Below are 16502 nucleotides of genomic sequence, written 5' to 3' on the forward strand. Positions count from 1 at the left end.
TTTTGAATTTCCGGATAGTATTTCAGAATTATGGACAGTATTTCGATTTCCGGATAGTACTTCGGAATTCCGGGCAGTATTTCGCCTACAAATTCCTTCCCAAGATAATAATGTTGGTTTCAGCTCGGTTGAAACCGTCCTTTTAAAGCACATCAAACTTTTTCAAACGTATCCAAATACCGTTTTTTCAATTCTTCCTTTCTACCTTCAAAACCCGGCTTACCAAGCAAAGCGAACATATTATTCTTGTACTCTTCCACCCCCGGCTGATCGAACGGGTTGACCCCGTGCAAATGGCCGCTCATGGCACAGGCCTTTTTAAAAAAGTAGACGAGGTATCCGAATGTGTATGCATCCAGCCGTGGAATTACAATTAGCAAATTGGGAACTCCTCCATCCGTATGCGCAATCCTCGCTCCCTCAAGGGCCTGGTTGTTGACGTAGTCGAGGGTTTGCCCGGCCAGAAAGTTCAGCTCATCCATATCGTCTTCTTCTTTTGCAATAACGAAATCCTGCGCCGGCTCCAACACCTTGATTACCGTTTCAAACAGGTCACGCCGGCCTTCCTGGATATATTGGCCCATTGAATGGAGGTCAGTTGAATATTGAACTGCCGCAGGGAATATGCCCTTATGGTGCTTGCCCTCGCTTTCTCCAAACAACTGCTTCCACCATTCCGCCAGGTAGTGTAATGACGGATCGTAATGAACAAGCAGTTCAATCGTTTTTCCCTTTTGATATAAAATATTTCTGATGACTGCGTACTGATAAGCTTCATTTTCTGTAAGATTCACTCTGTTAAAATCGGAGCGAGCCTGCGCCGCACCTATTGTCACTTCTTCAATATCGACGCCGCTGACCGCAATCGGGAGCAGTCCAACCGAAGTCAGCACGGAGTAACGTCCGCCAATATTGTCTGGAACGGTGAATGTTTCGTAGCCTCCCTTATTAGCGAGAGCTTTCAACACTCCTTTTTTACTATCAGTTGTTACAAAAATTCGATCCCGCGCTCCAGCTTTACCGTGTTTTTCCTCGAGTAAGTTTCGAAAAATCCGAAAGGCTATCGCCGGTTCCATCGTCGTCCCAGATTTCGAAATCACGTTTATAGAAAAGTCTCTTTCCGCAAGCAGCTCGAATAATTCCGCAATATAGACAGGACTAAAGTTATGGCCGACATAAAATATTTGCGGAGTCCGCCTCTGAGGTTTGAAAAGGACGTTGTAAAAATGATGGTTAAGCATCTCAATAGCAGCACGGGCACCAAGATATGAGCCACCTACGCCAATCACCAGCAGTACGTCACTTTGAGCTTGAATTTTTTCGGCAGCTCCCTGAATCCGACGAAACTCCACCCGATCATAATCCACAGGCTGATCGACCCATCCGAGCATCTTACCGTGTCTTTGATGCAGGCGGTCATGGATAAATGTAACGGTATCCTGGACCGAATACATCTCCTCTTCTTTGAAAAACGCAAGAGCACTCGAATAATCGAAAGTTATATGCTTCAGTTTATTCGCCCCCATCCATTCTTTATAATGAACGAACAGTGTAAAAAAAGACGCACTCTTAGTTTCAATAGATTATGTTCTTAAAAGAGAACAGCTGATTTAATTATAATTCAGTACTATTTAAAAATCCAGCTAATTTTTACAAAAGAAAAAAAGCCGTCCTTATAAACTGGACGACCTTCAATGGAACAACCCCCACCCTTTAGCGCACATTTTTAACTGTATTTCTGGAAAATGCACCCCACTATCCTTTCCTTTTGTAACTCTTGCTGTCTTCTTATTTCCAGCACACTCCTTCGGATATGCCTCAAGATCGTATTGAGCCTTTGCTTTTTAAATTAAGTGCAGGCAATCAGTCTCAAATAAACGGCGGGTCTGCGCTTCACGCTCTCGCCCTTCACTCAGTTCATTTTGTTGACACTAGGGGCAATTTTCGTGATCTTTGTCACCTAACAGTCACCTTTCTCGCTTTACTGACATTTCCAGCCTTGTCCATTGCCGTCACGTAAATAACCGTTCCGGCTTTCCGACGCGTTTTCATTGCGACTGTATATTTGCCGTATTTATCAGCTGTTCTTGAACCTATTAATTTTTCCCCCGCCTTCACAACGACCTTCGCTCCGGCCTCGGTCTTCCCTCTTACTTTCAAGTCCCCGGTACTTACCTTGTAAACTATTGGCACGGCCGGTGGTGTTTTATCTAAAACTTTTACTGTAGCACTATCACTTTTGTTTCCAGACGGATCCACAGCAAACACCTGAAGCTTGGTACCCGCTTTTTGCTTTTTAATCTTGACAGAAAATGACTTTTTTCTATTGGAAACGGCTTTTCCAAGAACAGTGGAACCTTTTTTACATAAACAGTCGCCCCTGCCTCAGCCGTTCCTTTAACAGCGGTATCCCGGTCACTCACTTTTTGTACTCTCGGTTTATTTGGCGCAGTATGGTCCTTCGGTTCATCGGGTCCAAAGAAAGTGTATGTGATGTTTTGGCCTTTCGATGTGGGGATTGTTTCATTCCCCGTCGACTTTTTGACCACAGCTCCGCCGCCCCTTAAGTTTGCTGAGGAACCCGTGTACAATCTTGGCTTTAATGTGTGAAAGCCCGATTCACCGTTAAAGCCATAAACGCCGGTTTTTTCTTTTAAAAGAGGGGCAGCACGGAAATTTGTCATCAATTGCCCGAATGTAAGTTTATCGTCAATGTATTTCTGTGCCACATTTTTTATTGCTTTATAATCATTATAACTTTGATAAGGCTTTAGATGGTTTCAAAAGCTACGCCAGTTATTGATCTTTTTGTATACTTTAAAGGTAATATTAGAATGCAGCCAGGAATTCTTGCTGCATTCTTTTTTGTAAGACCGGGTAGTAAGTGGTTGAATTAAAACCATCTACTAAGTAGCGATTTTTTTGAATATGCACGGGTATTTGCCAGAGTTTGAAAGTTACGGGGGACTATTTGAATTGGTCATGTTTTTAGGATTGCTTGCAGGGTGCAGTGAATCTGCAATTAATGATGAAGGGGCATCCAAAAAGCCTCTTTACCAATCAAATCAAGGGAAAGCGGATGCCTGGGAGACTTGTAACCCTTTCACATCAAAACTATTTATTACGCTGCAATTTACTTGCCGCCGCTTCATCAAGAATAACAATGGCGTTTGAATGGTTTTGCAGAACAGTAGCCGGGCAGTCAACCGTGACCGGAGCATCAATCATGGTTCTAACTGCTTCCGCTTTACCTTCTCCAAAGGCAAGCATCATAATCTCTTTGGCACCCATGATAGAAGAAATCCCCATTGTGATGGCCCTTGTCGGCACTTCTTCCTCTTTATCAAAAAACCTTTTATTTGCATCTCTAGTAGATGGGGTCAATTCGGCAATATGTGTAACTGAATCAAAGGACGTTCCCGGCTCGTTGAAACCGATATGGCCGTTCGGCCCCATCCCCAATATTTGCAGATCAACGGGATGGTTTCTCAAAAACCCCTCGTATCGTTCACACTCTTTTTCGAGGTCCTCAGCCACCCCATTAGGAACATAGGTTGCCGCAAAGTTCATATATTTGAACAATTCTTCATTCATGTAATAATTGTAGCTCTGGGGGTCGGCCGGTTCCAAACCCACATATTCATCAAGGTTTACAGTCGTCACTTGGGATACATCTATATTCGTATTACGAAGCTTTTCATAAAGCTTTAAAGGAGTACTTCCTGTAGCCAAGCCAATTGTTTTCAATCCAGCTTCAAGGCGCTTGCTTACAATATCAAAAGCGGCTTTTGTTGCTTCTTCCGGGTTTGCAAATCTTAACACTTTCATCTCATTTTCCTCCTAACATTACTGGGACGCCTATCTTGAACCCAAAGCCCCCTGCTTATAAATCTCATATGGTCATATTTAAGTAAATTTCCTAATGAACATCTATCAATGATAAAGCCCATTTTTTAGATATAATTAAAACCCAGAGGGCTATGGAGAGTAAGGGGCAGGTACTCTCTTAGTTCCTATTCTTCACTCTGTTCAATAGATCATATAGTGTATTTAAAGCACCATTCATCATATAAACTTTTGTCGATGTCTTCATCCTTTAGCCCGTCTGTAGAATCAATTATTTTATCCCCAATTTCTCTCACGTGAGTAATCCTTAATTTAATCGTAAACTACTGAATATCCAAGTGCTTCCTAAGCGTCTCAGATAGTTTCGCCCGTTCTTCCTCAGACACAATGTAGTAATAGTCACCCTTTTCTTCCTTGTCGCTTCCGTTTATTTGGATTTGCTCAATGTTATGACGCGTATTGGAATAGTTTGACTGAATATCTTTCATGTCATCAAATGTTAAATTTGTTTTTACATGCTTACCAATTACCTGTAATATGCTTCCATAGTTTGTGAAGGTTTTGATTTGTGCAGCTTCTTTGATAATAGCTTGAATGATTTTACGCTGGCGTTTTTGTCGCCCTAAGTCACCCTGTGGGTCCAAATTACGCATGCGAGAATACTTCAGAGCTTCTTCACCGTTCAATTCCAGTTTCCCGACAGGGAAGTCTGTCCCTCCATCGGAAAAGTCCAAGGTGTTATCCACGGTCACGCCGCCAACAGCATCTACAAGATCCTTAAAACCATCCATATTTACTTCCACGTAGTAGTCAATCGGGACATCCAGGAAATTTTCAATGGTTTTAATAGACATGTCAACTCCGCCGTATCTATATGAATGATTGATTTTATCCTTTATTCCCTTGCCGATAATTTCGGTGTATGTATCACGAGGAATGCTTACCATTTTAATAGATTTATCTCCTGGGTTTGCCGTTAATAGAATTAATGAGTCTGGACGCCCACGGTCTCCCTCCCGCTGATCCACTCCAAATAATAAAATAGAGATGGGATCCCCCACTGCCAAATTAATAACACGCTGCTCAGTTTCCGAACGTTTTAGTGGTTCATGTGTTTTTTTAAGTGTGCCAGTAACAGAGTTATATACGGAAAATCCGTATACGCCTGCACCTACAATAAGAAGGAAAATGACTCCAAGTGTGATTTTAAAGCCTAGTTTCCTTTTTATAGGGGACGGGGAGATATGTTCCTGTTCCATTCAATCATTTCCTTTGCAGTAATCTCGTTTTATTTTAGCATCAAAAAAATATATGACTATTCGCCAAAATAACTAGAGAAACGACAAAACGACAGTAATTTCCCTTGATCAGTATATTATTCATGGGCAGGAAGGACCTTTTTCTATTAACAAAAGGTTTCTGCCACTTTAAAATGCTGTTACAAATATATTAAGAGTCGTTATTTCACTGAAATAATGGCCGGATTCCGCTTGAAATTCCATAGTTAAACAATAAAATAGAGTACTCCAAAGAGAAAAAGTGCAAAGGAACTAGGAGTTTTGATAAGAAATTATTGTTTTGCTGTGTAACCCTTTTAAAGTGGATACATCAGCTTATTTCTTATTACAAACCCTTTTGTTACTCTTAATAATGGATTGGGGGATTGGTATAATTTACCTCCCTTGATATTTATAGTTTCCTTTCAAGCTTGGAACTACCTAACCATTGTGAAGATATGAACAATCCATATTTACTTTATTTTAGAAAATAGGTAGATCCTTGGAGATCATTCTTAAAGCAAGGATAAAAAATGATATGAGGTAGGTAACCACAACATGAAAAAAATGTTTTTCCGGAGCGGAAGTAAAATTAAAAAAACACATTTGCACTTTGAGCCCGGTCAAAAAGATTTTATTTTTGAAAGCGAATCAAGTAAGCGGTGGAATATACTTATTATTCTCTCGACTCTTCTAGCTGTTCTATTCTGTCTGTTGATCTTTTTTGGCGGGGTAGGTCTTTATGTTAATCCTCATATTCCTAAATTGGAGACTAAACAAACGGATGAATTTTCACACATCCGCGCATCTAAGATTATGACTTCCCCTCAGAATGAATCGGCAAATATCGATACCAATGGGGAGTTTCTCCAGCAGAATATTGCCTATAAAGACGATGTTTACGCATTCTATGTAAATTGGGACAGCAACAGCGAACAATCGCTTAGGAAAAATATTGATACAATCGATGTTCTGATCCCGCAATGGTTGAGTTTGAATGCTGAACTGGAGCTTGAGAGCGATATTCAGCCGGAAATAGTAGAGCTCGCCAAAAAGAATGATATTAAAATCGTACCGTTAATTCACAACATACATAATGGCAAGTGGAATCAGGAGACAGTTCATCAACTTTTAAATTCTCCTGAAGAGCAAGCAAAACTAATTGAAAAATTGCATAGACTGGTAAAAAAACAGGGCTTTGACGGGATCAATATTGACTTTGAGAATCTAAATGAGAACGATCGGGATTTATTGACTCAGTTTATAAAGGAGCTGAACTCGGTTTTTCATGCTGACGGCCTCTCTGTTTCGATCGATGTACCGGCTGCTAATGAGGCATTCGATTACAAGGGGCTGGAAAAGTACGTAGATCAGATGATTGTGATGGCATACGATGAGAATGTGGACAAACCTGGCACCATTGCTTCTTCATCCTGGTTTAAAGAGATTCTCTCAAAATTACCCAAAGAGAAGCTGATTGTTGCGCTTGGGAATTATGGATATGACTGGGAATGGGAAAGCCAACAGCCGGGAGAATCCGTATCCTTTGATGACGTTACTAGACTGGCTGAAAAAGCCGACTTGAACATCCAATGGGATGATATGAGCCAAACTCCTTACCTTAAATATATGAAGAACAACAAAGTACATGAAATATGGTTCCTAGACAGTGCAACCTTCTACAACCAATTAAAAATGTCTACAGAGGCTGGTGCGCAGGGAATAGCACTCTGGAGGCTGGGTTCGGAGGATCCATCTGTTTGGGATATTCTCAAAGGACATAAAACGGAAGAATTGCTGACTATCAAAAATGGAGGAAATATCTACAGCACAGGAGAGGGGAATATTTACTGGGGAAAAAAGAGTTGGAAAGAGGGGGAACGTAGCCTTCAGTTTGATGACACTGGCTTTATTACGAATGAAACCTATGTTGCCACCCCTGTATCATCCGAGTTTGAGCGTTTGAGTCAACCGGGGGAAAAAGAGATTGTCCTAACTTTTGACGATGGGCCCGATCCTAAATATACGAAAAGCATATTAGAGATCCTGAAACAATACCAAGTCAAGGCCTCGTTCTTTATCATTGGTAATAAGGCAATCCACAATCAAGATATTGTTAAACAAATTTATCGGGATGGCCATGAGATTGGAATCCATACGTTTTCTCACCCCAAAACAATTCAAATGTCCGATAAACAGTTAAAGCTTGAGCTGAATAGTTCTCAACGCATTATTCAAGGAATTACAGGACATACCACCTCTTTGTATCGGTCCCCATATGGAGATGAAGAGGCAAAGTATATGCCATCACATTTTCAAAGGTTACAGAATGTGACACAAATGGGGTATGTCACCGTAAATTATGATATCGATTCAAAGGACTGGAAGCTGCGTGATAGCAAGGCCATTGTAGAGAATGTCTTGAACCAGGTATCAAACAGCGATATTATTTTACTTCACGACAGCGGAGGAGATAGACAGGCTACCGTTGAGGCACTACCTGAAATTATCAAACAGTTACAGAATAAAGGATATAAATTTGTATCGGTCAGCGATCTAATGAATCAAAGCAAAAGTAATATCATGCCTCCTGTCACAAAAGTGGAAAATCCAATTCTGCAAAGCTACAAGGTGATGCTGTTCACAATGACAAACTTTAAAGATGGTATTTCCATTTTGCTTTACAGTGCAATGTTCATTTTAGCCCTGCGCATATTGATTCTAGGCAGTTTAGCTTTAATACATAAAAAACATGTCAGTCATCCGGTGGAGCAGTCTACCCCGTTTGTAAGTGTCATTATCGCGGCCTACAATGAAGAGAAGGTCATAGGTAAGACCATCGAGTCAATCCTAAAAAGCAATTATCCAAATCTGGAAGTCATCGTTATCAATGATGGTTCCAAAGACCAGACTTCCTTGGTTGTTTCCCGTGAGTACGAAGCTAATAAAAAGGTCCTTCTTTACCACAAGAAGAACGGGGGAAAAGCTTCAGCCATCAATCTCGGAATCAGAAAAGCAAAGGGAGATATCCTTGTTGCGATTGATGCGGACACCATTGTTCCTCCTGATACGATTTCGAAGCTTATTAGGCATTTTGCTGATGAAAATATTGCGGCGGTATCTGGGAATGTGAGGGTTGGAAACAAGAAAAACCTGTTAACTACCTGGCAGCATATTGAATATGTAACTGGATTTAACTTGGAGAAGCGCGGTTTTGCCACTCTTAATTGTGTCCCAGTCGTCCCGGGAGCTTTGGGGGCGTGGCGAAAACAGGTGGTTAAAGAGCTCGGATATTTTACCAATGATACTCTTGCAGAAGATACAGACATGACATTAAAAATCCTCCGCCAAGGCTATAAAGTTGTGATTGATGAACGGGCCTATGCCTATACGGAGGCACCTAAAACGATTAGAGATTTCCTGAAACAGCGATTCAGATGGTCTTTTGGAACTTTACAATGTTTTTGGAAGCATAAGAAAGAGTTTGGGAGAATAAAGCATAAATCACTGGGGTTCATTGCCCTCCCTAATATACTCCTATTTCAATTTATTGTTCCTTTCTTTGCTCCACTTATAGATTTATTGTTTTTATTAGGGATCCTGGCAGGGAATACCCAAAAATCATTATTAATTTTTGCTACTTACCTTTTGGTCGATTTCCTGGTTTGCTTAGTTGCTTTTAGGATGGAGAAGCTAAGCATTAAACCGCTCTTTTTCTTGTTCCTGCAAAGAATTGTCTACCGTTACTTATTACTATGGGTAACGTGGAATTCCATTTTTACTGCACTAAAAGGAACCCGGGTTGGCTGGGGGAAAATTAATCGGACAGGAGATTTGACGGAAGAGCCACAATTGAAGATGAAACGCATCATCTAGATAGTATGGGGAGAAGGAACCGCATCATTTGCATCCGATAGTAAAAACGAGGAAAACATCCGGGAAGACCGAAAAGCGATGTAGAAAAAGTTTAATAATGAAAGAGGACGCGATATAAGGATGTTGTTAATTAACTACCTGGGAATGTAAACTAAACTATGTAAGTGAGAGTGCGTACGGCTCTTGCTCCGCAGTTTAGCTTTTTTATTGGTAGAATAAAACAAATGAATGGGAGGTATTCCTAATCGCTAAATCAAAACGGGAAGAGAAATCTATTGAATTAGCGAATCAAATACTGGAAAACTACCAACCACAAACTGTTGAAGACATGCAGGATGCACTTAAAGATATTTTCGGCCCCATGTTTGAGGCGATGTTAAAAGGTGAAATGGACAATCATTTGGGCTATGAATTCAATGTCAAAAATGAATTGGAAACAGAAAACAGGCGTAATGGCTATGGAAAGAAAACCTTAAAGACAAGTGCAGGAGAAGTGGATATTAAGGTGCCCCGTGATCGGGATGGCTCCTTTGATCCTCAACTCATACCGAAACGCAAGGTAGACGTGGCCGCCATTGAATATAAGGTGATCTCCATGTACGCCCGTGGGATGTCGCAACGGGATACTCGCCCTTCCTCAATGCGAAAATCCAAAAAAGCCGTCCAATAAAGGACAGGTATACTATGCTTTTTTCACTGTTATTTTTATTGCCTTCCCAGCATTTCCTGCTCTGTCTTTGGCATAAACCATGAGAACGGTACCGGCCCTTTGCCTTTTAACTTTAACCGAAAAGTTTCCTTTTGAGTTAGCTTTTGCTGAGCCCAGTACCTTTTTTCCAACCTTTACGTAGACCGTAGAATTCACTTCGGCTTTTCCCTTAACTACAGTTGTTCGGTTAGTCACTTTATTAACCTTGGGCAATTTAGGAGGAATTTTATCAACTACGGTCACTTTACGGGCTTTGCTTACATTGCCAGCCTTGTCTGCAGCTGTTACATAAAGGGTTGACCCAGCTTTACGCCGCACTTTCAGCGTAACGGAATATTTGCCGGCTTTATTTGCTGTACTGGACCCAATAACTTTACTTCCAGCTTTGATCACGACCTTTGAGCCCGCCTCTGCATTTCCACTTACTTTTAAATCCCGATTACTAACCTTGGAGACAGTTGGAATGGGTGGCGGAGTTTTATCTAAAACATTCAAAGTAACTATATCGCTTTTGTTGCCAGCCGGATCCACTGCATAGACTTGCAGTTTTGTTCCTGCTCTTTGCTTTTTTATTGTAATTGAAAATGACTTCTTGCTGTCAGAAACTGCTTTTCCTAAAACTACAGAACCTGCCTTTACGTAAACAGTAGCCCCCGCCTCCACTTTTCCTTTTATAACGGTATCCCAGTCACTCACTTTGCTTACGACAGGTTTAGCAGGTGCCGTATGGTCCTTCGGCTCATCTGGTCCAAAAAAGGTGTAGGTTATATTTCCGCCTTTTGAGGTTGGAATTGTTTCTTTACCTGTCGATTCTTTGACTATAGCACCGCCGCCTCTAAGATTTGCGGATTGACCTTTATAAATTCTTGGTTTCAGCGTACTGAAACCAGGCTCGCCATTAAAGCCATATACTCCGGTTTTCTCCTTTAAAAGAAGAGCAGCACGGAAATTGGTCATTAATTTCCCCAACTTTTTCTTTGTAGCTTTTTCAACGGCCTTATAATTATTTTCAGGATATTCTAGTATTTCTTTGTAGATAGCGTTCCCCTTTGTCTTTTCCTGGGCCCTTATGTATTGCATAAATAGGTACGACAAAGAGTAGTTGGCTATCACATCCCCAAAATCATCCCAATAAATTAAGGAATGTCCATTTCTTATAGAGGGATTATTATTATAATCATATATTCTATCTTGAAGTGCTTGCCCCATATAAAGGTGCTCTGCCGCCATTGCAAGTCCTTCATCCAACCATGTATCCATCGGCTCTCCACCTTCGACGAGTACATTTTGATTGAAATTCACCAGATGCTGGAATTCATGGGCCAATGTGGTGTAAGCAGCCTTTACATCTTTCCTATCCTTTGGACCCATTGATGGATAGGTATCTATATAAAAAATTTCGGAACGATTTGAACCTTTTTCATTATAAAGATCCCCGGCATAAAAGTAACCTGCAACGTACTCTTGTATATCTGGAAAGTTATCCTGAATATTGTAGCAGAGAATATTTATTTTGCCGTCGCCGTTAACGTCCGATTCGCTTGCAAAGTTTTCGGTTACGACAGGATAAATCTTATCATCAAACTCTAGTCCGATTTCCTCCGCTTGCGCTTCTGTAATTTGCTTTCCTTCAACCCAAACATGGGCTTTTGCTCCTGAATATAGCAGTTTAGCATTAACGACATCATTTCTGAAAGTTTTAAAGTTAAAAGCATGGAATTCTCTAGTGTCTCCTACTTGAGGCTTTGCACTTCTTATAAGGGCCCTTCTCTCAATCTCTTTATCCTCGAACTTTTCAATATCAATTGGTCTATTTACATCTAGCTTGTTTGCCCCTGCTCTCGGCTTATCCTCTTGCAAGTATTGCCCATTATGTACTGAAGTCGCTCCTGTGGATTGTCTTTTATTACCATTCACTGATTCATTGGTAATTAACATGTACCTCTTCACAGCAGAAGTTTTAGAGTTTTGCAGCTCATGATCTTGTGCGAACGCGACAGCAGGCACAGTCAATAATATGACCAATATACAAATAAGTATTCTTTTAATAGGCTTCATCCTCTTGACCTTCCTATTGGAAAATAATTACTGTCTTAAGAGGATTATAATCTATATATTGGTCGATGGGACATATAATTAAAAATATTTGTTACAAATGAATTGCCAGATTCAAAATTTACTATAGGTCAGGAAAAAAAAATGCGAAAATAAGCAAAGCCAAATTTAACAAATTTTGGGGAACTCAAGCAAAAAGAACGATTACTTACTAAAAAATCCTGCTCTTAAAAAATTAAGTGCAGGATTTTTGTATTTGTACATAAAGCTTCAATTATTCTATAAAAACTACAACCATTTCATTCGCAAGTTTGTAAGCCTCACATATATGTGCGGGAGCATAATCACTCGCATCCCAGTTTGTAATGGTTGTAAAAAAAACGCTCTTTTACTTAAAAAACTTCATCATTTCTCTTGGCTTTATCATATAAATAATCTTCCATGTAAATTATTGAAGAAACAGTAGTTGTCCTCTAGCTTAAAGGCCAATGTAATTGGAGAGAATCATTCAGAAAGTTGGGTTGTCAAATTCAATTAGTTAATAAAATACCTTGCTGGCGTTTTATTCCTTTTGCCTTATAGTCTTCTTTTTCTTTACCCGATAATTTTTTATATTCGTTCAAGAACTTTTCATACTTCGGAATGACTTCTTCTACTGGTCCATACTCTTTTACCATTCCATATTCCAGCCATAAAATTTTATCACAAAATTTTTTCATCTGTCCAATCGAATGACTGACAAAAATCATTGTCTTTCCTTGCTCTTTAAATTCCTTCATTTTATCTAAGCTTTTTTCGGCAAAGGCCTTGTCTCCGACCGACAATGCTTCATCAATAATTAAAATATCAGGATCAACATTAACCGAAATAGCAAACCCAAGTCTCGACCTCATTCCACTTGAATAGGATTTAACCGGCTGATCTATGAACTTTCCCAACTCCGAAAATTCAATGATTTCCGGTTCAAGTTCTTTGATCTCTTCTTTTGAAAAGCCAAGCATTAACAGTTTAAGTTCTATATTATCTCTTCCGGTTAGATCACCTTTGAGGCCTGCAGCAACAGCAATTAATGCAGCCTGTCCATTCACTTGGACAGATCCCGAAGTTTCAGGAACTATACCGGCAATAATATTTGAAAGTGTTGACTTACCTGATCCATTCATACCAACAAAACCTACAACGTCTCCTTTTTCCGCTTCAAAACTTACATCTGCCAATGCATAAAAATCTTCGCCATAACTTTTTGGCAAAAAAAGATCCAAGATACGTTCTTTATTACCGTTGTATAATTTATATTTTTTTGTAATGTTTTTTACAATAATGGCCTTCTCCATAATTATCACAACCATCTATAAATAATCGATAAAGTGCCTTCGAAATTTCACATGAATTTTGGCACCGAATAAAAATAACAAGATGACTACTCCCCAAAAATATAATGAGTACTGCCAATGTTCTATGAAATACCAGCCAGTTCCAAATAGTGCCGATCGATAACCCTCAATTAAATAATACAAGGGATTCAATTTTAATATTGTAGGAAGCGGCTCATCTAATATTGTAATTTGCCACAGTACTGGGGATAGGTATAACATCATACGCAATGTAGCATTTAAAAACATATGAACATCCCTAATTATTGTTGAAAGAGTGGACGTAATTAGAGAAATAGCAAAGGTTAAACAAAACGTTGCAAAGATAAAGTAAATAATCTGTAAAAAGTATATACTTACAAAATAACCAGATAACTGGAAGAGGAGAAAAGTGATTCCTAACAATATCAAGTGAGTGTAAAATTGAGAAAAAATCGCAATATTTGGGATGACACTCATAGGAAAATTCATCCTTGATAGCATCCGAAGCCGGGTATAAATAGACTTTGAACCTTGTATAGTAGATTGATAAAAGAAAGTCCATAAAACAAACCCGCCTAAGAGCCAATGAATAAAAGGGACTTCCATTCCTGGTACAACTTCAATATCAGCCCGCTGGCGGATACTTCCAAACACAAACCAGTAAATAAGAATTTGAATAACTGGATTAATAACTTCCCATGCCATTCCGAGATAATTATTTTTGTTTTTACTTTTTAATTCATATAAAGAAAGCCTTCTAATTAAATAAAAGTGTTCAACTTGCTCTTTAATTACTGTTAATGCAGATTTCATTAAATATGTCCTTTCAAAACCTTGATCTTATGTGCAAGCTGCAAGCTTTAAAAACAAGACCCTTATTTTTCTTTGCCTTCTATAGAAGGATTCTTCTCAAGAATATCCTTATAAATTATACAAGCAGCAAATGTAAAAGACAATATTCGCGGCCAAAAAATTTGGATCATCTAACCTACTCAATTTGTAATCAGATTATAATTAAAGTCTATATTAATTATAAACATATTCATTAACCGTATATATATTTCCCCTAGCGACTCTTTATATTAATGCCTTGTAAGATTCTACCATGTATGCTATTTTTTCTATTGAAATGATACATTGAGCTTTGTTATGACAAAGAATAGAATTAACTATTAAAACCAAAAGGCATACCCTTACCAATATATAAGGGTATGCTCACTACCACAACTATTTACCAAACACTTCTTTAACAACCCGATCACTTGCCCGTCCATCTTCCAGGTAACAGAACCTGCTATAAAATTCTTCAATGTTTTTAGTTCGAGCAAACCCAAACTCATCAATAGTTTTTATTTCATTAATCAATTCTTCTGTAGTTTTTACCAAAGGGCCCGGTGCTTTGGCCTCAAAGTCAAAGTAGAACCCCCGTAAATTGTCTCTGTATTCCTCAATATCGTAAACAAAGAAAATCATAGGACGCTTCAAATTGGCGTAGTCAAAGAAAACAGATGAGTAATCAGTAATCATGATATCTGAAATAAGATAGAGTTCCCTAATGTCATCATGTTTTGATAAATCAAATACAAAACCTTCGTATCCTGTGAGGTCAAGATTTTCCGCTACCAGGTAATGCAGTCTTAACACAATAATATGATCATGGCCAAATTCGGACTTTAAGCGATCTAAATCAAGTTGCAAATTAAACTTATACTTACCTTTTGCATAAAACTGATTATCCCGCCATGTAGGTGCATATAGTATGATTTTTTTATCAATAGGAAGATTACAAGTTTCCTTTAAATCTCTAATCGTCTTTTCGTTATTGTTGTTAATAAGAAAATCATTCCTTGGATATCCGGATTCTACGATTGTCTTTTCAAACCCAAAAGCACGTTTAAAAATTTCAGTTGAATAAGCATTCGGCGAAACCAGGTAGTCCCACTTGCTTGCTTCATATAAAAAATTTTTTTTATATTTCTCCGTATTAGTTCCTGGCATATGAACTTCTTCCATATCGGCTGCGAGCCGTTTAAGTGGAGTACCGTGCCAGGTTTGAAGATAAATGGTCTCTTTTGGTTTTGGAAGCCAAAGAGGTAGACGGGCATTAGTCACCCAATATTTTGCCCTAGCCATCATTAATAGCCATTTTATAGAAAAACGACGAAGATATTTAACCCTATCTAATTGTTCAAAATATGGGACATGCCTGCGATCTGCACTCCAATACATTTCATATTCATAATTGTTATCTCTTATAAATTCGTATATTGCCCTAGGGCTATCACTATATTGCTTACCATGAAAACTTTCAAAAATAATTAAGTTCTTTTTGGCAGGTATTTTCCCTAAGAGGTGAAAAGCCCGTCTGTACATGTTTTGCACAAATTTCCCTCTTCTAAATTCAACCCATTTTCTTTTCGCATTATGAATAAACTCTTCTTTGAAATTATAATTGGAAATTTGCAAGGACAGAAACTTGGATTTTTTGGTAGGTTTTACTAGGATTTTTATTTTACCCCTTACTGACCGCACAATCTTTTTTTGAGTCTCTATCCTATCTTGAATCCAACGAACTCTATTGCTCTGAATTGACTCAACCTTTCCGTCCTTCTCGTATGTCATTCTTAAGAAAAATTTATGGAATAATTTTCTTTCTAAGTCAACTTCGGTATTAATATTAAGTTTCCCCCTAAAGCCGGCGCTCTTTAACAATTTATTTCCGTTAAACTTATCAAAGAGATCGGTTCTTTCCACTACCTCTAATGGAACGACATTTATATTCTCATTAATATTATTAGTTAGTACCATCTGTATTTTTTTTACAGTAAAACCATTCTCATTAAATAGTGGAGGATAATTAAAATGGCCTGAAAAGGCAATCTCTTTTCCTGAGTTTTTAACTTCCTCTACATTTGCAAATAAGCAATAATCATTACAAAAAAAAGATAACCTTCTATTTTTTGTAGTGAATGGATAAAACATTTTATTTTGATCGGGAAGTACAATTGAATAAAACCGAAGATAATCGTTTGTGCTTTTTATTCTGGACTGTACTACTTCTACATCTTTCTTTCTATTTATATATACATCCCATATCTTTTTTTCTAAAAATAGTTTAGGATAATCATTAGTTGATAATGAGAGTTTAACGATAATAAATTCTTCGGCTTCATTTGTATTAACATTGAACGGTAATAATATCTCATCAACGCCATCTCGCTGTTTCATTGAAAAGTAATAGTCATCCCACCCATCAATGTAACTTTTTTTGACCGATAACTCTACTGTGTACGTTTTGTCGTTTAGATATATATTTGTCATTTCATTATTTCTTAACTTGCTTTTAATCATGGTGGGTAATACTCCTCTCAAAAAAACCTACAG

The 16502-nt window shown here is 38.5% G+C and carries 10 protein-coding genes and 1 pseudogene; 2 read left to right on the forward strand and 9 right to left on the reverse strand.

What is annotated here, in order from left to right; translation table 11 throughout:
- Nucleotides 1-152: 152 nt before the first annotated feature.
- The 5 genes from D4T97_RS11020 to D4T97_RS11040 all read right to left on the reverse strand — a co-directional run bounded on the left by D4T97_RS11020 (nt 153) and on the right by D4T97_RS11040 (nt 5105).
- The gene (locus D4T97_RS11020; protein ID WP_206435559.1) at nt 153-1526 is read right to left on the reverse strand and encodes a glucose-6-phosphate isomerase; all 1374 of its coding nucleotides are present in this window, start codon (nt 1524-1526) and stop codon (nt 153-155) included.
- A 430-nt stretch (nt 1527-1956) separates the two neighbouring features.
- Complete coding sequence (locus D4T97_RS11025; protein WP_408021602.1) at nt 1957-2301, reverse strand: Ig-like domain-containing protein; 345 nt, start codon at nt 2299-2301, stop codon at nt 1957-1959.
- Entirely contained in the window at nt 2220-2729 is a 510-nt protein-coding gene (locus D4T97_RS11030) for an Ig-like domain-containing protein (RefSeq protein ID WP_126050634.1), read from the reverse strand. Before D4T97_RS11030 ends, D4T97_RS11025 begins: the two co-directional genes overlap by 82 nt.
- A gap of 385 nt (nt 2730-3114) precedes the next feature.
- On the reverse strand, nt 3115-3828 hold the full coding sequence (nagB, locus tag D4T97_RS11035) for a glucosamine-6-phosphate deaminase (RefSeq protein WP_126050636.1): 714 nt from the start codon (nt 3826-3828) through the stop codon (nt 3115-3117).
- A 341-nt stretch (nt 3829-4169) separates the two neighbouring features.
- Entirely contained in the window at nt 4170-5105 is a 936-nt protein-coding gene (locus D4T97_RS11040) for an LCP family glycopolymer transferase (protein ID WP_126050638.1), read from the reverse strand.
- Nucleotides 5106-5681: 576 nt separating this feature from the next.
- Here D4T97_RS11040 and D4T97_RS11045 point away from each other — a divergent pair.
- Together D4T97_RS11045 and D4T97_RS11050 are read left to right on the forward strand one after the other, a co-directional pair.
- The gene (locus D4T97_RS11045; RefSeq protein WP_126050641.1) at nt 5682-8999 is read left to right on the forward strand and encodes a glycosyltransferase; all 3318 of its coding nucleotides are present in this window, start codon (nt 5682-5684) and stop codon (nt 8997-8999) included.
- A 244-nt stretch (nt 9000-9243) separates the two neighbouring features.
- Nucleotides 9244-9624 (forward strand): annotated as a pseudogene (locus tag D4T97_RS11050) (transposase); the annotation flags it as partial.
- A gap of 57 nt (nt 9625-9681) precedes the next feature.
- Here the strand turns inward: D4T97_RS11050 and D4T97_RS11055 are convergent.
- The 4 genes from D4T97_RS11055 to D4T97_RS20970 all read right to left on the reverse strand — a co-directional run bounded on the left by D4T97_RS11055 (nt 9682) and on the right by D4T97_RS20970 (nt 16469).
- Entirely contained in the window at nt 9682-11568 is a 1887-nt protein-coding gene (locus D4T97_RS11055) for an Ig-like domain-containing protein (RefSeq protein WP_206435560.1), read from the reverse strand.
- A gap of 725 nt (nt 11569-12293) precedes the next feature.
- Nucleotides 12294-13097, reverse strand: coding sequence for a teichoic acids export ABC transporter ATP-binding subunit TagH (gene tagH, locus D4T97_RS11060; RefSeq protein ID WP_126050645.1), 804 nt, complete (start codon nt 13095-13097; stop codon nt 12294-12296).
- A 15-nt stretch (nt 13098-13112) separates the two neighbouring features.
- Nucleotides 13113-13931 carry an ABC transporter permease gene (locus tag D4T97_RS11065; RefSeq protein ID WP_126050647.1) on the reverse strand — a complete coding sequence of 273 codons (819 nt, stop codon included), beginning with the start codon at nt 13929-13931 and terminating at the stop codon, nt 13113-13115.
- Nucleotides 13932-14345: 414 nt separating this feature from the next.
- Nucleotides 14346-16469: a CDP-glycerol glycerophosphotransferase family protein gene (locus D4T97_RS20970; protein ID WP_126050649.1), complete on the reverse strand. Its 2124-nt coding sequence runs from the start codon at nt 16467-16469 to the stop codon at nt 14346-14348.
- Nucleotides 16470-16502 lie beyond the last annotated feature (33 nt).

The sequence above is a fragment of the Siminovitchia acidinfaciens genome (assembly GCF_003605385.1).
GTDB lineage: Bacteria > Bacillota > Bacilli > Bacillales > Bacillaceae_C > Siminovitchia > Siminovitchia acidinfaciens.

Coding starts and splice junctions, on each gene's coding strand:
- D4T97_RS11020 (WP_206435559.1), bottom strand. CDS start 1,526: ATGGGGGCGAATAAACTGAAGCATATAACTTTCGATTATTCGAGTGCT.
- nagB (WP_126050636.1), bottom strand. CDS start 3,828: ATGAAAGTGTTAAGATTTGCAAACCCGGAAGAAGCAACAAAAGCCGCT.
- D4T97_RS11040 (WP_126050638.1), bottom strand. CDS start 5,105: ATGGAACAGGAACATATCTCCCCGTCCCCTATAAAAAGGAAACTAGGC.
- D4T97_RS11045 (WP_126050641.1), top strand. CDS start 5,682: ATGAAAAAAATGTTTTTCCGGAGCGGAAGTAAAATTAAAAAAACACAT.
- tagH (WP_126050645.1), bottom strand. CDS start 13,097: ATGGAGAAGGCCATTATTGTAAAAAACATTACAAAAAAATATAAATTA.
- D4T97_RS11065 (WP_126050647.1), bottom strand. CDS start 13,931: ATGAAATCTGCATTAACAGTAATTAAAGAGCAAGTTGAACACTTTTAT.
- D4T97_RS20970 (WP_126050649.1), bottom strand. CDS start 16,469: ATGATTAAAAGCAAGTTAAGAAATAATGAAATGACAAATATATATCTA.